The organism is Planomonospora parontospora (assembly GCA_014647935.1).
Classification (GTDB): Bacteria; Actinomycetota; Actinomycetes; order Streptosporangiales; family Streptosporangiaceae; genus Planomonospora; species Planomonospora parontospora.
On the sequence record BMQD01000003.1, the window covers coordinates 423,176 to 442,182 of the forward strand.

Sequence of the window (19,007 nt, forward strand, 5' to 3'; positions counted from 1 at the left end):
AGCCGGGCGAGACCGTAGGGAAGAAGATGCCGCAGATCGAGCCACTGGGAGCGGGGGAGCCGCGCCAGCTCGGCCCGTTCCGCGTCGTCGGGCGGATCGGGGAGGGCGGTCAGGGGGTCGTCTACCTGGGGACGGACGCGGCCGGGGAGCGGGTGGCGATCAAGCTGCTGCACGTGAAGTTCTCCGGTGACGCGATCGCCAGGTCACGGTTCGCGCGTGAGGCGCGGGCGGCGCAGCGGGTCGCCTCGTTCTGCACGGCGGCCGTCGTCGCCGTCGATCTGGAGGGTGACACCCCCTACATCGCCAGCGAGTACATCGAGGGCAGGTCGCTGCGGCAGGTCGTGGAGGCCGACGGCCCGCTCAGCGGCGCCCCGCTGCAGCGGCTGGCGGTCGGCACGGCCACCGCGCTCACCGCGATCCACCACGCCTCGATCGTGCACCGGGACCTCAAGCCCGACAACGTGCTCATGGCCGCCGACGGCCCCCGCGTGGTCGACTTCGGCATCGCCCGCATCATCGACTCCACCGGGACGATCACCAGCCGGGCGGTCGGCACCCCCGCCTACATGGCTCCGGAGCAGGTCTCCGGGGACGACGTCGGGCCGTACACCGACGTGTTCGCGTGGGGGGCGACCATCGCGTACGCGGCGACCGGTGAGATGACCTTCGGCGGTGGCTCCATCGCCGTCGTGCTGAGCCGCATCCTGACCCAGGAGGTCGACGTCGGCATGATGCCGGAGCCGTTGCGGAGCACGGTCCGTGCGGCCCTGGCCAAGGACCCCGCCGCCCGGCCCTCGGCCGACCGGGTCCTGCTGCGCCTGCTCGGCCACCCCGAGGCGGGCGACGCCTCCCCGGCGGTGCTCACCCGGGGCGTGCAGCTCGCCAGCCCGGCGGCACCGGTCCCCGCGGGGTCCGGTAAGGAGCCCGGCACGGGGCCCGATCCGGAGGCGGGGACCCGCTCTGAGGCCGGGCCGACGGGGACCGGCCCGGGGGAGGGCTCCGCCGGGACCCCGGACGGGCAGGGGGACGAGGACGGGGAGGCCGGCGAGGCCACCAGCGTCATGCGCGTCCCCGGTTCGCGCCCGCAGCCGCCCGCGGTGCCCTCGACCGGGTTCCGCGATCCGCGCTTCGGCCGGCCGGATCCGCCGGTCCGGGATCCGCGCTTCGCGCCGGATCAGCCCGTGCCGTACGTCTCCGACCAGACGGATCCGCCGATCCGGGACCCGCGTTTCGCATCCGATCAGCCCGCGCCGTACGCCTCCGACCGGCCCGCGCCGTACGTCTCCGACCAGACGGCGCCGTACCGCCCGTCCGGTCCGTCGGGTCCCGGGCGGTTCGACCGTCCGCCGTCCTCCGACGCCGGGCCGCCGGGCTGGGAGGCGACCCGTCCCGTCCCGCTCGAGGAGCCGGGGGCCGCCGGCGCCTCCGGGCGTCCGCGCCGGGCGCGCTGGATCGCCCTGGTGGTGGCCGTGCTGCTGATCGGGGGGGCGGCGACCGCCTACGCCACCGGCTGGCGCCCGTCGTTCCTCACCGGGACCGCCTCCGGACCCGGGCCCGAGAAGACCGGCGGGCAGACCGGCGGGCAGGGCGGGACGAAGGGCGACTCGCTCGTGGACCGGGTGGCCGTGACCAAGCGGCTCACCGTCGGGATGCGGGACTTCCTGCCCGGCATCGCGCTGCAGAGCGGCGGGAGGTGGGCCGGTTTCGAGGTGGACCTCGCCACCGAGATCGCCCGGGAGCTGGGGGTGCCCGCCGGCGGCGTCACCTTCCGGGCCACCCGCCTGCAGGAGCGGCCGGGGCTGCTGGCGAGCGGAGAGGTCGACATGGTCGTCGCGACCTACCCGATCGACGAGGACGGCGACGTCACGTTCGCCGGGCCGTACTACCTCGCACACGTGGACGTGCTCGTCAGGGACGACTCGCCGATCGCCTCCCTGGCCGGGCTGGAGAACCGGCGGCTGTGCGCGCCGGCCGGGAGCTCCGCCGTGGGCGTGGTGCGGGACGCGGTGCCCAGCCTCAGGCCGGTCCCCGCCGGCAACTACGCCCAGTGCATGGACAAGCTGCTGGCCGGCGAGGTCGACGCGGTCCCCGGCGACGACCTGGTGCTGGCCGGATACGCCGATCCCGCGCGGGAGGCGACCCCCAAGAGGGTGCTCGGCCTGAAGCTCACCGACGAGCGCTACGCGGTGGCGCTGAAGAAGGGCGACGAGCGCGCCTGCCGGGCCGTCCGGGCGGTGATCGCCGGGCTCTACCGGGAGGGCAGGATCAAGGAGATGCTCGACGAGCACTTCCCCGGCGTCGAGTTCCCCACGCGGGAGGACGCGCAGCCCGCCATGGCCGACTGCGGCTGACGGGGCCGGTCGGGACCGATCACGGTCGGCCGAGACCCCCGGCCGGGACCGACGGTGACCTGCGGCGATTCCGGCCGGGACCGATCACGACCGGCCGCGACCCGCTGCCGGGACCGACGGTGACCTGCGGCGATTCCGGCCGGGACCGATCACGACCGGCCGCGACCCGCTGCCGGGACCGGTCGCGGGCTCCCGCCGCGGCTAACCCCGGGCGGCGTGCTCGATCCGGTCGGCGGTCTCCTCGGCCCAGTCCCGCATCATCCGCATCTGGCGGATCCCCAGGTCCAGGGCGTACCTCCCGAAGCGGGTCTCCCGCTCCCGCGGCTTGGACGCCTCCAGCGCCTCCAGCTCGGCCAGCCTGGCGGCGTAGACCCCCGCCTCCCTGCGGAGCAGCGGCACGGACTCCTCCGGCTCCAGCATGGGCAGCAGGAAGGCGCGCAGCGCCCCCTCGTCGCGGACCGGGCGGAAGTGCTCCTTCGTCACCAGCCAGTCGTGCAGCCGCCGGGAGCCCTCCTCGGTGACCGTGTAGGTCTTCCGGCCGCGCGGCCCCTCCTCGCCGACCGTCACCAGGCCGTCGGCGGCCATCTTGGCGAGCTCCGGATAGATCTGGCTGTGCCCGGCGTGCCAGGCGTGGTTGACCGAGCTCTCGAAGCGTTTCGTGAGGTCGTAGCCGCTCGCCGGGCCTGACGCCGTCAGCAGGCCGAGGAGCGCCATGCGCAGGGACATGCCGTCCATCCTAGCCACGGATTGACATGTAAGAACTGACATATAAATATCTACATGTGGATACTGACATATCGACTCCTCCCGCGGAGACCCGTCCCGGCGACGGGCTGCTGCTGCTCGCCGTGCTGGGCGGGATGTTCCTGGCGATGCTCGACCAGACGATCGTCGGCACCGCGCTGCCCCGGATCGTCCAGGAGCTGGGCGGGGCCGACCTCTACACCTGGGTGGTCACGGCCTACCTGCTGACCTCCACGATCACCGTCCCCCTGTACGGCAGGCTCTCCGACGTCTACGGCCGCAAGCCGCTCCTGATCGTCGGCGTGGGGCTGTTCCTCGCCGGTTCGGCGCTGTGCGGCGCGGCCCAGGACATGACCCAGCTCATCGCCTTCCGGGGTCTGCAGGGGCTCGGCGCGGGCGCCCTGCTCCCGCTCTCACTGGCCCTGGTCGCCGACCTGTTCCCGCCCGGCCGGAGCGGCCGGGTGCAGGGCGCGCTGGGCGGGGTGATGGCGCTGAGCTACATCGCCGGGCCGTTCCTCGGCGGGGTGTTCACCGACACGGCGGGCTGGCGCTGGGCGTTCCTGGTCAACCTGCCGATCGGCCTGGCCGTGCTCGCGATCGTCGTGGCGCGGCTGCCGCACACGGCCGGGCAGGGCCGCGGCGCCCGTCCCGACTACCTCGGCATCGCCGTGTTCACCGGGGCGATCGGGGCGCTGCTCGTCGGGCTCACCGAGAAGGGCCGGGGCGACCAGTCGTGGACCGACGCCCCGGTGCTCTGGCCGGTCGCGGTGGCCGCCGCGGGCCTGGTGCTGTTCGTCCTGGTCGAGCGGCGCGCCGCGGAGCCGATCATCCCGCTGGAGCTGTTCCGCGACCGGACCTACGCCCTGGCCAACGCCGCCTCGTTCCTCACCGCCTTCTGCCTCTACGCCGGGGTGGTATTCCTGCCCCGCTACTTCCAGGAGGCGCTGGGGCTCAGCGCCACCGAGTCGGGCCTGAGGATCTACCCGCTCATGCTCGGGATGGTGGCGGGCAGCGTGGTCACCGGCGCGCTCATCTCCAGGACCGGGAGGTACAAGCCCTGGCTGGTCGCCGGCCCCTTCCTGATCGCGGTCGGCGGGCTGCTCTGCGCCGGGCTCACGACCGCCACCTCCGGTCTCGCCCTGGCCGGCTGGATGGCCCTGCTCGGCCTGGGTATGGGACCCATGCTGTCCGGCCTCACGGTGGCGGTCCAGTTCGCGGTCCCGCCGCGCCTCATCGGTACGGCGAGCGCGAACCTGACCTTCTTCCGGCAGATCGGCGGCTCCGTCGCCCTGGCCCTGGCGGGCGGCCTCTACACCGCGGTCGTCCGCGACGAGGCCGCGTCGCACGGCCCGGGGGCGGCGCACGCCGCCGCGACGGCCGCCGTCGTCCCCTGGCTCGCCGTGGCCGGGGCCGTGCTCGCCCTGGCCGCGCTGCTGGCACTGCCCGGCGGGCGAATCGGGGCACTCGCCGGAGGGCCGCCCCGGCCCGCGGAGTAACATCCCCAGCGTCAGAATTCATCCTTCGAGTGGGGGAAGGTCATGGCCCAGACTCCCGTAAAGGTCACCGTCACCGGCGCCGCCGGTCAGATCGGCTACGCGCTGCTGTTCCGCATCGCGTCGGGCCAGTTGCTGGGCGCTGACGTCCCGGTCAAGCTGAGCCTGTTGGAGGTCCCGCAGGCGGTGAAGGCCGCCGAGGGCACCGCGATGGAGCTCGACGACTGCGCGTTCCCGCTGCTGAGCGGCATCGAGATCACCGACGACCCGAACGTCGCCTTCGCCGGGGCGAACGTCGCGCTGCTGGTCGGCGCCATGCCGCGCAAGGCCGGCATGGAGCGCGGCGACCTCCTGGAGGCCAACGGCGGCATCTTCGGCCCGCAGGGCAAGGCCATCAACGACAACGCGGCCGACGACATCCGCGTCCTCGTGGTGGGTAACCCGGCCAACACCAACGCCCTGATCGCGCAGCAGCACGCGCCGGACGTCCCGGCCGAGCGCTTCACCGCGATGACCAGGCTGGACCACAACCGCGCGCTCTCCCAGCTCGCGGCCAAGCTCCAGGTCCCGGTCACCGAGATCAAGAAGATGACGATCTGGGGAAACCACTCCGCCACCCAGTACCCCGACCTGTTCCACGCCGAGGTCGGCGGCAAGATCGCGGCCGAGCAGGTGGACGAGGCCTGGCTGCGCGACACCTTCATCCCGACCGTGGCCAAGCGCGGCGCCGCGATCATCGAGGCCCGGGGCGCGTCCTCGGCCGCCTCCGCCGCCAACGCCGCGATCGACCACGTCTTCGACTGGGTCAACGGCACCGAGTGGACCTCCGCGGCGATCCCGTCCGACGGCTCCTACGGCGTCCCCGAGGGCATCATCTCGTCCTTCCCGGTCGCCTCGCGCGGCGGCAGGTGGGAGATCATCCAGGGCCTGGAGATCGACGCCTTCTCCCGCGAGCGCATCGACGCCTCGGTGCGCGAGCTGGTGGAGGAGCGCGACGCCGTCCGCGCCCTCGGCCTGATCTGACCGCGACGCCTGATCTGAGCGCGACGCCGTCCGCGTGCCGTCCGGGCCCCGGCCTGATCCGGGCGAGGACGCGGGCGTACGGCAGGAGCCCCGGACCTCCAGGGTGAATTCCGGGGCTCTTTCGTGTCAGATGCCCCGGTGATGGCGGAGCCATGACGTGTCGTTCGGCCCGCCGATCATGATCAACGCGTTCAATGATCACTGATCGTCGGGGGAGCGGTGTTGAAGGTGCATGGTGCGGCGCGGGTCGTCGCCGGAGTGATGGGTCTGGTTCTCGCGGGAGCGCCGGAGGCGGCGACGGCGGGGGCCGCGGAGAAGAGGACGGCGCGGGTGGGCGCCGCGGAACCGGGGGCGGCTCCGGCGGCCGGCAGGGCCGCGTGGGGCGATGCGGACCTGTCCGTGCGCATGGAGGCGTCGCCGCGGCGCGCGCGGCCGGGGCGGCGGCTGGTCTACCGGGTGCGGGTGCGCAACTCGGGGCCGGGCGACGCGGTGCTGCCCGTGCTCACCGTCCGGCTGCCGAAGGCGGTGCGGATCCGCTACGTCGACGTCGCGGAGTGCCGCCCCGGCCGGTCGGCGCGCGAGGTGGTCTGCGCCTCCCGCCGGGACGTGCCGGCGGGAGGCGACGGCAAGGTGACGATCACCGGGGTGGTCCGGCCGGGCGCGCGCGGCCCGCTGCGGGCCACCGCCGTGCTCTCCTCCCGGGTCGTGGACGGGGACGAGACCGACAACACGGTCCGCACGGTGACCCCCGTGAGGAGGCGGGGCGCGCGGTGACCCGCACGGGGCGCCGGGGCGCCGGGCCGCCGGTTCAGCGGGGCAGGGCCGCCCAGGCGTCGGCGACGATGTCCCGCACCTCCGGGTGCTCCGGCTTCCAGCCGAGCTCTCGCTGGATCTTCTCGGAGGAGGCCACCAGCACGGCCGGGTCCCCGGCGCGGCGCCCGCCCACGACCGCCGGGATCGGGTGCCCGGTCACCTCGCGGCAGACCGACACGACCTCCTGGACCGAGAAGCCGGTGCCGCTGCCCAGGTTGTAGACCTTGTGCTCGCCCGGCGTACAGGCGTCCAGCGCGAGCAGGTGGGCGCGGGCCAGGTCGGACACGTGGATGTAGTCGCGCACGCATGTCCCGTCGGGGGTCGGGTAGTCCGTGCCGAACACGTTGACCGACTCGCGCTGTCCCAGCGCCACGGCGAGGACATTGGGAATCAGGTGGGTCTCCACGGTGTGGCGCTCGCGGTAGACCCGGCCGTCGGCCGCGGTGTACGCGCCGCCCACGTTGAAGTAGCGCAGGCTGACCGGGGCCAGGCCGTACATCCCGGCGAAGGCGGTGAGCGCGGTGTCGACCGCGAGCTTGGAGGCGCCGTAGGGATTGGTCGGGCGGGTCGGGTCGGTCTCCACGATGGGGGAGCGCTCCGGCTCGCCGTACGTGGCGGCGGTGGAGGAGAACACGATGCGGCCGACGCCGGCGGTGCGCATGGCGTCCAGCAGGGCCAGGGTGCCGCCCAGGTTGTGCGCCCAGTAGAGCCCGGGCCTCTCCACGGACTCGCCGACCAGGGACTTGGCGGCGAAGTGCAGCACGCCGTCCATCCCCTCCAGCACGGCGGCGGCGTCGGTGATGGAGCCCTGCACGAAGCGCGCGCCGGACGGCACCGCGTCGGCGTGGCCGGTGGAGAGGTCGTCGAGCACGGTGACCTCGTGGCCCGCCTCGGTGAGCTGGGCCGCCACGACGCTCCCGATGTAGCCGGCTCCCCCGGTGACCAGCAGTTTCACGAGCCCTCCTGTTTGATGGTGTTTGAAGATGTTTATTTATGTAAGCCTACCGCCAGCATATGCTGGCTCATCCAATATCGGCGAGAGTCGGAACGGGCGATGGCCATGACGGAGCGGATGTCGTGAACAGTGTCCTGGCCAACATCGCGCTGGTCCTGCTCTTCGTCCTGATCGGCGGATTCTTCGCGGGCGCTGAGATGGCCATGGTCTCCCTCCGGGAGAGCCAGGTGCGCAGGCTCGGCGCGCGGGGGCGCAGGGGGGCCAGGGCCGCGAAGCTCGCCCGCGACCCCAACCGCTTCCTGTCGGCCGTGCAGATCGGCGTCACGGTGGCGACCATGCTGTCGGCGGCTTTCGGCGCCGACACCCTGGCCAAGGACCTGGTGCCCGTGTTGACCGGCTGGGGCGCGCCGGCCGCCGTCGCCGCACCCGCCGCGCTGGTGCTGGTGACCCTGGTGATCTCCTACTTCTCCCTGGTGCTGGGCGAGCTGGCGCCCAAGAGGCTGGCCCGGCAGCGGGCCGAAGGGCTCTCCCTCCTGGTGGCGCCGTTCCTGGACCGGGTGGCCGCGCTGTCGCGGCCGGTCATCTGGGCGCTGTCGAAGTCCACCGACGGCGTGGTCAGGCTGCTCGGCGGCGATCCCGAGGCGGACCGGGAGGAGATGTCCACCGAGGAGCTGCGCGACATGGTGGTCGGCCACCAGGAGCTGGCCGAGGACGAGCGCAGCCTGATCGCGGAGGTCTTCGCGGCGGGCAAGCGGCAGCTCCGCGAGGTGATGCTGCCCCGCACCGAGGTGGAGTTCATGTCCGTCGACACCCGGCTCGCCGAGGCCGCCGTCCTGGCCGCGGCCATGCCGCACTCCCGCTTCCCCGTCTACCGGGACTCCTACGACGACGTCATCGGGTTCGTGCACATCAGGGACCTGCTCGACCCGGTCCTGACCGGGTCGGTCGAGCCGATCGGCGAGCTGGTGCCGATCCGGCCGGTCAAACTGGTGCCCGCCAGCAAACGGGTGCTGAACACGTTGTCGGAGATGCGCGCCGAGGGGCAGCACCTGGCGATCGTGGTGGACGAGTACGGCGGCACGGCGGGCATCGTCACGCTGGAGGACCTGGTCGAGGAGCTCATCGGCGACATCCGCGACGAGCACGACGTCACCGGTGAGCCGGCGGTGCTGCCGGCCGGGCAGGTCGAGCTCGACGGGCTGGCGAACCTCGACGAGGTGGCGGGCGAGACCGGCATCCGGCTGCCCGACGGGCCCTACGAGACCCTCGGCGGGTTCGTGATGGCGGCCCTCGGGCACCTGCCCGCGGTGGGGGAGCGGGTCGAGGTCCCCGGCTTCGAGCTGTCGGTCACGGAGCTGGACGGGCGCAGGGTGGCACGGGTGCGGATCGAACGCCGCCCCGAGGAGGGCCCGCCCGCCCTGGATCTTCCTCCCGATTCCCCCGATTCCGGATCGGCGACCGCGGATTCCGGTACGGCTTCCGCGTCGTAGTCCCCGAGCACTCCCGGCGCCTGACAGAATTACCGACTATGGCCAGTCCCCGTGTCCTGTCCGGAATCCAGCCCACCGCCGACTCCTTCCACCTGGGCAACTACCTGGGTGCCGTGCGGCAGTACGTCGCGCTGCAGGAGGGCCACGACGCCTTCTACTGCGTCGTCGACCTGCACGCGATCACGGTGGACTACCAGCCCGAGGCGCTGCGGCGGCGCTCCAGGATCGCCGCGGCCCAGCTCTTCGCCGTCGGCCTGGACCCGGAGCGGTCCACGGTCTTCGTGCAGAGCCACGTGCGCGAGCACACCGAGCTGGCCTGGGTCCTGATGTGCCTCACCGGCATGGGCGAGGCCGGGCGGATGACCCAGTTCAAGGACAAGTCCGCCAAGTACGGCGAGAGCTCGGCCGGGGTCGGCCTGTTCACCTACCCGATCCTGCAGGCGGCCGACATCCTGCTCTACGGAGCGGACAAGGTCCCGGTCGGAGCCGACCAGAAGCAGCACCTGGAGCTCACCCGCGACCTGGCGCAGCGCTTCAACCACCGCTTCGGCGAGACCTTCACGCTGCCCGAGCCCTACATCGTCAAGGGCGTCGAGAAGATCACCGATCTGCAGGAGCCGACGGCCAAGATGTCGAAGTCGTCCTCCTCTCCCGCGGGCATCCTGGACCTGCTGGAGCAGCCGGGGCCGCTCCGCAAGAAGGTCATGCGGGCCGTCACCGACACCGGCACCGAGATCGCCTTCGACGAGGAGAACAAGCCCGGCATCGCCAACCTGCTGCGCATCCTGTCGGCGCTGACCGCCACGCCGATCCCCGACCTGGAGACCCGCTACGCCGGGCAGGGCTACGGCACCTTCAAGAAGGACGTCGCCGAGGCCGTCGTGGAGACCTTCACGCCGATCCGGGAGCGCACCGAGAAGCTGCTCGCCGACGAGGACGAGCTCGACAAGCTGCTCGCCGCCGGCGCCGCGCGGGCCCGTGCGGTGGCCGCCGAGACCATGGCGAAGGTCCGCGACCGGGCGGGGTTCCTCCCCGCTCCCTGAGCGATTCCCGCCCGCCGCCGGGGTAGGAAGGCGGCGTGACGGGTCTACGGGAACGGATCGGCGCGCTGCGCGAGTGGGGCGGGCGCGAGGTCGAGACCGACCGGATCAGGTGGCCCTGGCTGGACCACCTGATCCGGACGGTGCAGCGCTACCAGCTCCAGTCGGGCGACCGGCTGGCCGGCGCGGTGACCTACTTCGCCTTCCTGTCCTTCTTCCCGATCATCGCGCTGGCCTTCGCCGTCGCGGGCTTCCTGCTGTCGGAGCGGCCGGGCGCCGAGGAGACCCTGCGGAAGGCCATCGACGAATACCTCCCCGGCCTGGCCGCCAAGCTCCCGATCGACCAGATCGCCGACGCCCGGACCGGAGCCGGGATCATCGGCCTGCTCGGCCTGCTCTACGCCGGTCTCGGCGCGATCGACGCCCTGCGCGGGGCGCTGCGCGAGATCTCCATGACCACCGAGCGGCCGCTCGGCTTCCTGCCCGGCAAGCTCCGCGACCTGGCGGCCCTGGTCCTGGTCGGCTTCACGATGCTCCTCTCGGTCGTGGTCGGCGGTGTCGCCACGCAGGCCAGCGGGACGGTGGCCGGGTGGCTGGGCCTGTCGGAGTCGTTCGCCGGGACCGCCACCGTCTGGCTGGCGGGCCTCGCGGTCAGCGTGGCCGCCGACACCGTGGTCTTCCTCGTCGTCCTGGGCTGGCTGGGCCGCTCCACTCAGCCCTTCCGGGTGGTGCTGCGCGGCGCGCTGCTGGGGGCGGTCGCCTTCGCCCTGCTCAAGCAGCTCGCCGCGTTCCTGCTCTCGTCCACCCTGAACAACCCGGTCTACGGGGTGTTCGCGGTGATGGTCGGCCTGCTGATCTGGATCAACTTCTCCGCCCGGGTGGTGATGTACACCGCGGCTTGGACGGCCACCGCCTCCCTCGGCCCGCCGCCCGATCCGACCCCGGTGCCGGGCGGGGACACCCTTTCCGCGAGCTGAGGGGGCTTCGCGCTTCGGTGGGGCCCCGCCGTACGGCCGACCCGCACCGGACACCGGATAAGGAGCGTCCGTCCCCACCCCGAGGGTGATCGTCTGCGCAGGCGGTGTAGGAAGTAGATCATGGGATTTCGGCCCGGTCGGATCGAACGCGCGGCAGGGCGTGCCGACGTCCTCGCGATGGCGGGCGACGACCCGTACGTCCGGATGGTGCTCACAGACCGCTCTGTCGGATACCGCGGCGCCGGAGCGGTGGCCTGGTCGGGGGAGACCCCCCGGACGCCTCTGCTGGGTCTCCGGGGCGCGCCGTCGGACGCGGCCCGGTTGCTGGCGACGCTCCACGATGACGGACTCGTCCAGCCCGGAACGCTGCTGCGGCTCCCCCCGGGGGCCGGGGAACTCCTGGGCTCCCTACCGCTCCGGCACGTCGAGGACTGGCAGTTCCGCTGGACGGACGCGCCCCCTCCGAAGCTCCCGGGAGGTGGCCGGGTGGAGGTGCTGCCGACGACCGACGGGATCACGGTGCTTCTGGACTCCGGCAATCCGGACGCCTCCGTCCGGCCGGGAGTACGGCATGTCCGGCGGTGGCACGGCGTCCGTGACGGGAAGGAGCTGGTCGCCTGCGGCGCGGACGTGAGCTACGGCGGGGTCGGCTATCTCGCCGGACTGACGGTCGCGCCGCACCATCGTGGGCGGGGGCTGGGCGCCGCCTTGACCCTGGCGATGAGCCGGGCGGTGCTCGCGGAGTTCGGCACCGCGGCCCTCGGCGTCAACACCGCCAACCACGGAGCGATCCGCCTCTACGAACGGCTCGGTTTCACCAGCGTCGTCGAGGTCTCGGCATACGAACTGCTCGCACCGTCCTGACCATGGCGGATCCCCGTTCCCTGCGGGGATCTCTTCCCGTCCCCGGTGTCCGGTGCGGGCCGGCCGTACGGCGGGCCCGCACCGAAGCGCGAGCCCCGCAGGCTACGAGCGGCGGCGGCCGTACACCAGCCAGGCGGCGCCGCCGAGCAGGGCCAGGACGGCGGCCGCGGCCGCGTAGGGCAGCGCGGAGCCGGAATCCTCGGCGGGTCGTGCGGCCCCGGCGGGTTCCTGCGCCGCGGCCGGGCCCTGGGCGGGCGGGTTCGCGGCCTGGGCCTGGGCGGTCGGCAGCGGGGCCGGCTCGGGGACGGGCTCGACCAGGCGGCCGACCGGGACGGCCCTGCCGCGGGCGGCGAAGCCCCAGTCGAGCAGGTCGGCGATGTCCTCCCACATGTAGCCGTCGTGCCTCATGATCGTCACGATGACGGTGTGGCCGTTGCGCTTGGCCGCGCCGACGAAGCTGGCCAGGGCCTTGGAGGTCCAGCCGTTCTTGACGCCGATCATGCCCTTGTAGCGCCAGAGCAGCTTGTTGTGGTTGCCGATCTCGTAGTAGCCCTTGGGCGCCGGGAACTTGTCCGTCTTCAGGCTGACGTACCGCCGGAAGTCGGGGTTGGCCAGGCCGGCGCGTGCGATCAGCGCCAGATCGTAGGCGGAGCTGCTCTGGCCGGGTTTGTCGAGCCCGTTGGGCGTCTTGGCCACCGTGTCGAAGGCCTGCAGCCGCCGGGCCTCGGCGTTCATGTCGGCGAGCGTCCTGTCCAGGCCGCCGTTGGCCTCGGCCAGCGCCACCGCGGCGTCGTTGCCGGAGACCAGCAGCAGGGCCTTGAACAGGTCCTCGACGGTGTAGAGCGGCTTGGGCACCAGCCCGACCGCGCTGCCCTCGACGTTGACGGCGTTCCTGCTCGGCCTGACCTTCTTCGCCTTGTCGAGCTTCGGGATGAGGGCCAGGGCGGTCAGCGCCTTGAGCGTGCTCGCCGGCAGGTAGCGGCCGTGCGCGTTCTTGGCGGCGAGCACCTCGCCGGTGTCGGCGTCCGCGATCACGTAGGACTTCGCCGAGGTCTTGGGCGGGGCCTTCATCCCGGTGGGGAAGACGATGCCCCGTTCGCCCAGGCGCACGCCGCCGACGGGTTCACGGCCGCTGGGGTCCCATGCCCCGGCCGGCGCGCCGTACGCGGATGGTGCGGCCTGTACGGTCCGGGCCTGCCCGGGCGGTGCGGCCTGTACGCTCTGCGCGGGCGGCGCGGCCTGTACGGCCTGCGCGGGCGCGCCCAGGAAGGTGACCGTCGCGAGCAGCACCCCTGCGGGTGCGACGTGTTTCATCCCCATAGTGATCTCAGGGTAGCTTTGTGGTGATTCGCCTGCGTTCGCATGCGGGAGCTCATCCCCGGCCCCGGGACGAGCCACGCTGCGGGATACGGACATAATGCAAATGTCGCGAAAGATCGCCGGATTTCTGGTCGGGCTTGCCGCTTTCATGATCGTCGAGTGGATCAACCTTGGGTTCAACCTGCAGGACGGCCATCCCACGGCGTTCTACGTGGTCCACGGCGTGCTGGTCGCGGTCAACGTCGGGCTCGGGCTCGTGCTCGGTTTCGTCGGCGTGCGCGGGCTGGGCGGCCTGCGGGGACTTCGGGGACTTCGGGGACTGCGCGGCCTACGCGGCGGGGTGAAGCGTCCGCAGGGTCCGCCGGTGTAGCTCGGCGGCCTCCTCCGCGGAGTTCCCGATGCTGGTGAAGCCGAGCTTGCCGAACTCGGGGATCGCGCCCAGCAGGTGCAGCACGTTCCCGGTGCGGGCCTCGCGGTCGAAGCCGAGACCCCGGTCGCGCAGGAGCTCGACGACCTCCCGCGGCTTGCGGCCCCGCAGCCGGGGGACGGCGCAGTTGTCCGTGGCGACGTAGTACTTGGGCCGGCCGTCGCACATCAGCAGGCCGGTCCCGGGGTCGTAGACGGCTCCCGTGGTGAGCAGCGCGGCCCCGAAGGGGTGGGTGGTGCCGCCGATGCGCAGGTTGATCTCGCACAGCAGCGTCCGGTAGCCGCCGTCGGTCTTCACGGCGAAGAAGTCCATCCCGAACAACCCCACCACGCCCCGGCGGGCCAGCACGGCGGCGATCCGCCCGGCGCACTCGCCCACCTCGGCGCGGTAGTCCTGGCTGGCGGGGAAGGTGCAGCCCTGGTACACGTCGCCGTTCGGGCCGCCGAGGACCTGCTCGTGCGTGGCGACCACGTCGTAGGCGCCGCCGGGTGTGATCCTGGCCAGCGCGCTGGGGGAGCGCAGCGGCCGGTCCTCGATGAACTCCTCGATCACCGCGCCCCGCGCGGCGATCTTCTCCGCGAAGGTGGCCCAGTTCTCCTCGGCGGCGGAGAAGCTCGTACGGCAGGCGGTCAGGCGCGGGTCGTCCTTGACCACGATGGCGTTGCCCAGCCCCGAGTAGCTGTTGTTGAGCTTGACCATCAGCCGGCCGCCCCGGCCGAGCGCGCGGGCCGCGTGCTCGACCTCGGTCAGCGACCGCAGGCCGGTGAAGCCGGGGACGAGGGGGACCCCCGCCTCGTCGCCGACCATCCGGCTCCCGCTCTTGGAACCCAGGTGGGCCAGGGCGGTGGCCGGGCCGTAGACCGGCAGCCCGGTCAGCCCGGAGAGCCGCTCCTCCGACTCGCTGACCACGAAGGGCACCATCCACGCGTCCCGGACGTCGCCCGGCGCGCTGCGGATCCGCGCCAGGACGTCGGGCCGGCTCAGGATCTTGTCGGTGAGCGGCAGGGGGCGCGGATCATCCAAACTGATCATTTCAAGGCGTCCGCGGGCCTCGCCCGGGTCGTCGAGGAAGCCCAGGTAGTAGTCCACGATCGCCGGGTCCACCTGGACCGAGCTGAGGTAGACGACCTTCACCCCCGGCCGCTTCAGGGTGAAGAGCAGGAAGAGCAGCCTCTCCTCGTAGCAGCGCGCCCCGGTGATGATCCGGAGCTCGTCCTGGGGCAGTGAGAGCGAGGGGATGACCACCACGGTTCCCTCGTTCGGTTCGAAGATGCTCAATCTGGAGTGCTTCTCCCCAAATGGGATATTAGTGATCATAAGCGGAGTGAACCACGCATTCTTTCGGGTTGCATCAGTCCGCCGGGTTCGATGAGCGGTACCTCGGGGTCATGGAAGTTGCCAGGTCGGGCGATGTTTCAACCCTCCGTGACCCCGGGTGCCAGGCGCCCGTCATCCGGTAGGACTACCGTTCCCTGGCTAATCCGAGTCATTCGTCATGGTTCGGATGGGTCAGGAGGGACAGGAGACGGGTATGGGGCGACAAAACATTTGGTGCAGATGTCGGCGCGGGGCCGCTGAGGAGGGATAAAGTCGATGTCATCGTCAACGCGCCGGTGGCCTCGCTTCGGCATGCCGACTCCGCGCCGGCGATCCGTCGTCCACGGCGGTGTGTCCGCGATGCCCGTCCGGGGCACCCGCCCGCGCCCTTCCGTGCGGCGACCGCTTTCCAACAGGACTGCCCCATGGATCGGGTGATTCTGGGCAGTGGCACGTGCGTCGAGGATTCAGACCGCTGGCGCGGATGGGACGGTGACCAATGCGAGGGCGTAATCTGCGGGGGGAACTCGACGCGTTCCTCGCCGAGCGCGAGGCGGAGCTGATCGGCTTCCGCCGAGACCTCCACATGAACCCCGAGCTGGCGTTCGCCGAATACCGCACGACGCAGCGCGTCGCCGAGCGGCTGGGCGCCGCCGGTCTCGTGCCCACGGTGCTGCCGCGCGGCACCGGCCTGATCTGCGAGATCGGCAGCGGCGAGGGACCGACGGTGGCGCTCCGGGCCGACATCGACGCGCTCCCGGTGCCCGACGAGAAGGACGTGCCCTACAGCTCGACGGTCCCCGGCGTCTGCCACGCCTGCGGCCACGACGTGCACACCGCGATCCTGCTCGGCGCCGGGCTCTTCCTCGCCCAGCAGGCGAGGGCGGGACTGCTGCCCGGCAAGGTCCGGCTGCTGTTCCAGCCCGCCGAGGAACTGCCCGGCGGGGCGCTGGAGGTCCTGGCCGCGGGCGGCCTGAGCGGGGTCGACCGGATCTTCGGTCTGCACTGCGACCCCAAGGTGGACGTGGGCAAGGTCGGCCTCAAGGCCGGGCCCATCACCTCCGCCTGCGACCGGGTCAACATCCGGGTCAGCGGTCCCGGCGGGCACACCGCCCGGCCCCACCTCACCGTGGACCTGGTCTTCGCGCTCGCCAAGATCCTCACCGAGCTGCCCGCCGCGCTCTCCCGCAGGGTCGACCCGCGCTCGTCGCTCAGCCTGGTCTGGGGCCGGGTCGAGGCCGGTTCGGTGGCCAACGCGATCCCGGACGACGGCCTCGCCGAGGGCACCCTGCGCTGCCTGGACGAGGAGGCCTGGCACGCGGCCCCCGACATGATCAAGTCCTTGCTGGAGTCGGTGGCCGGGGCCTACGGCGTCGAGGTGGACCTCGACTACGTGCGCGGGGTGCCGCCGGTGGTCAACGAGGAGGACAGCGTGCAGATGCTGTCCGAGGCGGCCGAGAGCATGCTCGGCGAGGGCGCCGCGGTGCCGACCCAGCAGAGCCTGGGCGGCGAGGACTTCGGCTGGTACCTCGAGTCCGTCCCCGGGGCGTTCGCCCGCCTGGGCACGCGTACGCCGGGCACGGCGCACGCCGGTGACATCCACCAGGGCACCTTCGACGTCGACGAGAGCTGCATCGGCGCGGGCGTGCGCTTCCTGGTCGGGACGGCGCTGACCGCCCTCTGGGAGGAGCGGCAGCCTACCGTCGAGGAGCCGCTCGTCGTGGTGAACCTGGACACCTGAGCCGCCGGAGGCCGACCGATCCGGTTGCGGAGCGTGGCGGGATCCGCCGCGCCTCCACAGCGGAGAAGAGAGGTCTTGCGGAGGCTCGATGATCTCCGCAAGGCCCGTGACGGCAATGATCCGTGCCGGACCGGTCCTTCGTCCGTTCCGCAGAGCCGATCGGCGGCGAACCGGTGTTTCCGGCGCTCCCTCAGTGAACGTCGACGGTCGCGTCGGTGATGCTGCAGTTGTACCCCGCTGCCCGTACGGCGGAAGCCGGTGCCTTCATGGTGTTCCGCTCCCTGGTAACGGTGTTGCCGTAGATCGTGATGCGGTAGGGGTACTTCGAAGTGACGCAGGTGGCCATCACCCGGTAGGCGCCCCAGCCCGCGAAGCACTGCGTGCGTGCGACGTTCGGCGAGTGACTGGTCGAGCAGGACCAGACCTCCGCGTTGGCCGGAGAGGCCGTGGTGACACTCGCGGTAAGGAGCGCTGCAGAACTAATCAGCGTCGTTGCGATGGCCTTGAGCTTCTTCATGTGAATCCTCCTCGCGGCGAGATGATCTTGCGGCGGTAGGCTAACACGGGGTCTGTTCGGCCGGCGGTGAGAATCAGGCTTCGCATTCTCCCCGCAAGGAGTGAAATGCGATCTTTCGGGTGCCGAGCTCGGCCTTCGACGGCCGTCTGGAAAGGTCGGCCGCTTCGTCCGGGGCATGGCGGGGCGCGCGGCGCCGTACTCGGCTCGGGTCGAAGGCGCTGGGACGGATTCATGGGAAGAAGTGTTTCGGACTCGGCCGGGGAGGCCCCGAGGGCCGGAAGATTTTCGTGGAAACGTTTTTAACTGAATCACGGGTTCCGTGTCGGAAGAATGTCCTGGGCCGGCGATCCGGACGATTTCCCGGTGGTTCCGCCCCGGCGGGCGGACGGCGGCCGCGTACCGGGGCCGAGTACCGGGGCCGAGTACCGGGGCCGAGTACCGGCCGGGGCGCCGGACGGGACCGCTCGTACGGCCGGCGATCCCGGTTCGCGGCGCAGGCCGTGACTCCGGCCGTCCGGGGCGTCCCGCCGGGGCGGGCGTGCGGAACGCGGCCCCGGGTCTCCGTTCCCGATGCGGGTGTGCCGTCACGGAACAGGGGGCCTGCGGCTGTCCGAGGTCGATTGCAGAAGCGGCACGGGATGCTGGGAGGGGCATTGCCCGTGACCGGTTCGGGCTCTCGGAAGGGGGGTAGGGCTCGTTCCGGTTACGGTCTCGACTGAGGTCGGTAACGGGCAGGTTGCGGACCTGTGTACCGGTTTGGAGCGGTCTGTCTTACCAACTACATTCCGTGGATGGCTGCCGTGCGTTTCTTCGTGCGTGCACAGGTTGATACAGCGGAGAGATGGAGGGGAGTCACCTTGCTTCGTAACCAGTTCGGCAAGATGGCCATGACCACGGTGGCGGGAGCCATGCTCATGGCCGCGGCCGCGTGTGGCGGCAACGACACCGGCTCGGGGGGAAACACCGCGGCGAGCCCGGGTGCGACCAGCGAGGCGCCCAAGTCGAGCCTCAAGGTCGGTCTCGCCTACGACGTCGGAGGCCGCGGCGACAAGTCGTTCAACGACTCCGCCTACGCCGGTCTCGAGCGCGCGGGCAAGGAGCTCGGAGCCGAGATCAAGGACCTCAGCCCCGCCGCTGACGGCTCGAACCGCGGCGAACTGCTCCGCCAGCTGGCGGACGCCGGCTACAACCCGATCATCGGCGTCGGCTTCGCCTACGGCGAGGACATCAAGAAGGCCGCCACCGAGTACCCCGACATCCAGTTCGCGGTGGTCGACTCGGCGTCCAACGCGCCGAACGTGACCGGCCTGCTCTTCGCGGAGGAGCAGGGCTCCTACCTGGCGGGCGTCGCGGCGGCGGAGAAGACCAAGTCGAACCACCTCGGGTTCGTCGGCGGCGTCGAGAACGACCTGATCAAGAAGTTCCAGGCCGGATTCGAGGCCGGCGCCAAGTCGGTGAAGTCGGACATCAAGATCGACGTCAAGTACCTGACGCCGGACGGCGACTTCAGCGGCTTCAAGGCCCCGGACAAGGGCAAGATCACCGCCGAGAAGATGTACCAGGACGGCGCGGACATCGTCTACCACGCCTCCGGCGACTCGGGCCTGGGCGTCTTCCAGGCGGCCGCGGCCGCCGGCAAGCAGGCCATCGGCGTCGACTCCGACCAGTACGAGACGGTCAAGGAGGCCGACCTCAAGAAGGTCATCATGACCTCCATGATCAAGCGCGTCGACAACGGCGTCTTCGAGTTCATCAAGGCCTTCCAGGGCGGCGCCAAGGGCGGCAGCAACAGCGTCTACGACCTGAAGGTCGACGGTGTGGGACTGTCCACCTCCGGCGGCTTCATCGACGATGTCATGCCCAAGGTCGACGAGGCCAAGAAGAAGATCATCGACGGTTCGGTCACCGTTCCGACGCAGCCGTGAGGTCGCTCCT

Annotated in this window: 16 protein-coding genes; 11 read left to right on the top strand and 5 right to left on the bottom strand. The window is 71.7% G+C overall.

Going from position 1 to position 19,007, the window contains the following annotated elements:
- Positions 1–26 precede the first annotated feature (26 nt).
- On the top strand, positions 27–2,351 hold the full coding sequence (locus IEZ07_RS07330; protein ID WP_191894048.1) for a serine/threonine-protein kinase: 2,325 nt from the start codon (positions 27–29) through the stop codon (positions 2,349–2,351).
- Positions 2,352–2,552: 201 nt separating this feature from the next.
- On the opposite strand, the gene IEZ07_RS07335 is transcribed toward IEZ07_RS07330, so the two are convergent.
- The gene (locus IEZ07_RS07335) at positions 2,553–3,077 is read right to left on the bottom strand and encodes a PadR family transcriptional regulator (RefSeq protein WP_068896738.1); all 525 of its coding nucleotides are present in this window, start codon (positions 3,075–3,077) and stop codon (positions 2,553–2,555) included.
- A gap of 56 nt (positions 3,078–3,133) precedes the next feature.
- Between IEZ07_RS07335 and IEZ07_RS07340 the strand changes: the two genes are divergently transcribed.
- The 3 genes from IEZ07_RS07340 (at position 3,134) to IEZ07_RS07350 (ending at position 6,385) form a co-directional block, all read left to right on the top strand.
- Complete coding sequence (locus IEZ07_RS07340; protein ID WP_191894049.1) at positions 3,134–4,591, top strand: MDR family MFS transporter; 1,458 nt, start codon at positions 3,134–3,136, stop codon at positions 4,589–4,591.
- A gap of 42 nt (positions 4,592–4,633) precedes the next feature.
- Positions 4,634–5,611 (top strand): malate dehydrogenase, encoded by a 978-nt coding sequence (locus IEZ07_RS07345; protein WP_191894050.1) that lies wholly within the window; start codon positions 4,634–4,636, stop codon positions 5,609–5,611.
- 219 nt (positions 5,612–5,830) lie between these two features.
- Positions 5,831–6,385, top strand: coding sequence for a DUF11 domain-containing protein (locus IEZ07_RS07350; RefSeq protein WP_191894051.1), 555 nt, complete (start codon positions 5,831–5,833; stop codon positions 6,383–6,385).
- 34 nt (positions 6,386–6,419) lie between these two features.
- On the opposite strand, the gene galE is transcribed toward IEZ07_RS07350, so the two are convergent.
- Positions 6,420–7,379: a UDP-glucose 4-epimerase GalE gene (gene galE, locus IEZ07_RS07355; protein WP_068896663.1), complete on the bottom strand. Its 960-nt coding sequence runs from the start codon at positions 7,377–7,379 to the stop codon at positions 6,420–6,422.
- 122 nt (positions 7,380–7,501) lie between these two features.
- Here galE and IEZ07_RS07360 point away from each other — a divergent pair, with 122 nt between their 5' ends.
- The 4 genes from IEZ07_RS07360 to IEZ07_RS07375 all read left to right on the top strand — a co-directional run bounded on the left by IEZ07_RS07360 (position 7,502) and on the right by IEZ07_RS07375 (position 11,750).
- The gene (locus tag IEZ07_RS07360; RefSeq protein WP_239319543.1) at positions 7,502–8,869 is read left to right on the top strand and encodes a hemolysin family protein; all 1,368 of its coding nucleotides are present in this window, start codon (positions 7,502–7,504) and stop codon (positions 8,867–8,869) included.
- Positions 8,870–8,907: 38 nt separating this feature from the next.
- On the top strand, positions 8,908–9,912 hold the full coding sequence (trpS, locus tag IEZ07_RS07365; protein ID WP_191894053.1) for a tryptophan--tRNA ligase: 1,005 nt from the start codon (positions 8,908–8,910) through the stop codon (positions 9,910–9,912).
- Positions 9,913–9,947: 35 nt separating this feature from the next.
- Positions 9,948–10,886 (top strand): YihY/virulence factor BrkB family protein, encoded by a 939-nt coding sequence (locus IEZ07_RS07370; RefSeq protein WP_191894054.1) that lies wholly within the window; start codon positions 9,948–9,950, stop codon positions 10,884–10,886.
- A gap of 120 nt (positions 10,887–11,006) precedes the next feature.
- Positions 11,007–11,750 (top strand): GNAT family N-acetyltransferase, encoded by a 744-nt coding sequence (locus IEZ07_RS07375; RefSeq protein ID WP_191894055.1) that lies wholly within the window; start codon positions 11,007–11,009, stop codon positions 11,748–11,750.
- A gap of 102 nt (positions 11,751–11,852) precedes the next feature.
- Here IEZ07_RS07375 and IEZ07_RS07380 read toward each other — a convergent pair whose 3' ends face one another.
- Positions 11,853–13,064: a D-alanyl-D-alanine carboxypeptidase family protein gene (locus tag IEZ07_RS07380; protein WP_191894056.1), complete on the bottom strand. Its 1,212-nt coding sequence runs from the start codon at positions 13,062–13,064 to the stop codon at positions 11,853–11,855.
- Between the two features lie 109 nt (positions 13,065–13,173).
- Here IEZ07_RS07380 and IEZ07_RS07385 point away from each other — a divergent pair, with 109 nt between their 5' ends.
- Complete coding sequence (locus IEZ07_RS07385) at positions 13,174–13,440, top strand: SCO4848 family membrane protein (protein ID WP_239319540.1); 267 nt, start codon at positions 13,174–13,176, stop codon at positions 13,438–13,440.
- Here the strand turns inward: IEZ07_RS07385 and IEZ07_RS07390 are convergent.
- Positions 13,399–14,775: a peptide ligase PGM1-related protein gene (locus tag IEZ07_RS07390; RefSeq protein WP_239319537.1), complete on the bottom strand. Its 1,377-nt coding sequence runs from the start codon at positions 14,773–14,775 to the stop codon at positions 13,399–13,401. The two genes, IEZ07_RS07385 and IEZ07_RS07390, sit on opposite strands and share 42 nt — an antisense overlap.
- A gap of 538 nt (positions 14,776–15,313) precedes the next feature.
- On the opposite strand from IEZ07_RS07390, the gene IEZ07_RS07395 reads away from it, so the two are divergent.
- Positions 15,314–16,555, top strand: coding sequence for a M20 family metallopeptidase (locus IEZ07_RS07395; protein ID WP_068896668.1), 1,242 nt, complete (start codon positions 15,314–15,316; stop codon positions 16,553–16,555).
- Between the two features lie 190 nt (positions 16,556–16,745).
- Here the strand turns inward: IEZ07_RS07395 and IEZ07_RS07400 are convergent, their stop codons facing one another.
- The gene (locus IEZ07_RS07400) at positions 16,746–17,072 is read right to left on the bottom strand and encodes a hypothetical protein (protein WP_191894058.1); all 327 of its coding nucleotides are present in this window, start codon (positions 17,070–17,072) and stop codon (positions 16,746–16,748) included.
- A gap of 857 nt (positions 17,073–17,929) precedes the next feature.
- On the opposite strand from IEZ07_RS07400, the gene IEZ07_RS07405 reads away from it, so the two are divergent.
- Positions 17,930–18,997, top strand: a complete 1,068-nt coding sequence (locus tag IEZ07_RS07405) for a BMP family lipoprotein (RefSeq protein WP_204054273.1) — start codon at positions 17,930–17,932, stop codon at positions 18,995–18,997.
- Positions 18,998–19,007: the final 10 nt, after the last annotated feature.

Excerpts from the sequence above, each read along its gene's own strand:
- IEZ07_RS07330 (WP_191894048.1), top strand. The coding sequence starts at position 27 with ATGCCGCAGATCGAGCCACTGGGAGCGGGGGAGCCGCGCCAGCTCGGC.
- IEZ07_RS07335 (WP_068896738.1), bottom strand. The coding sequence starts at position 3,077 with ATGTCCCTGCGCATGGCGCTCCTCGGCCTGCTGACGGCGTCAGGCCCG.
- IEZ07_RS07345 (WP_191894050.1), top strand. The coding sequence starts at position 4,634 with ATGGCCCAGACTCCCGTAAAGGTCACCGTCACCGGCGCCGCCGGTCAG.
- trpS (WP_191894053.1), top strand. The coding sequence starts at position 8,908 with ATGGCCAGTCCCCGTGTCCTGTCCGGAATCCAGCCCACCGCCGACTCC.
- IEZ07_RS07375 (WP_191894055.1), top strand. The coding sequence starts at position 11,007 with ATGGGATTTCGGCCCGGTCGGATCGAACGCGCGGCAGGGCGTGCCGAC.
- IEZ07_RS07380 (WP_191894056.1), bottom strand. The coding sequence starts at position 13,064 with ATGAAACACGTCGCACCCGCAGGGGTGCTGCTCGCGACGGTCACCTTC.
- IEZ07_RS07385 (WP_239319540.1), top strand. The coding sequence starts at position 13,174 with ATGTCGCGAAAGATCGCCGGATTTCTGGTCGGGCTTGCCGCTTTCATG.
- IEZ07_RS07395 (WP_068896668.1), top strand. The coding sequence starts at position 15,314 with ATGCGAGGGCGTAATCTGCGGGGGGAACTCGACGCGTTCCTCGCCGAG.
- IEZ07_RS07400 (WP_191894058.1), bottom strand. The coding sequence starts at position 17,072 with ATGAAGAAGCTCAAGGCCATCGCAACGACGCTGATTAGTTCTGCAGCG.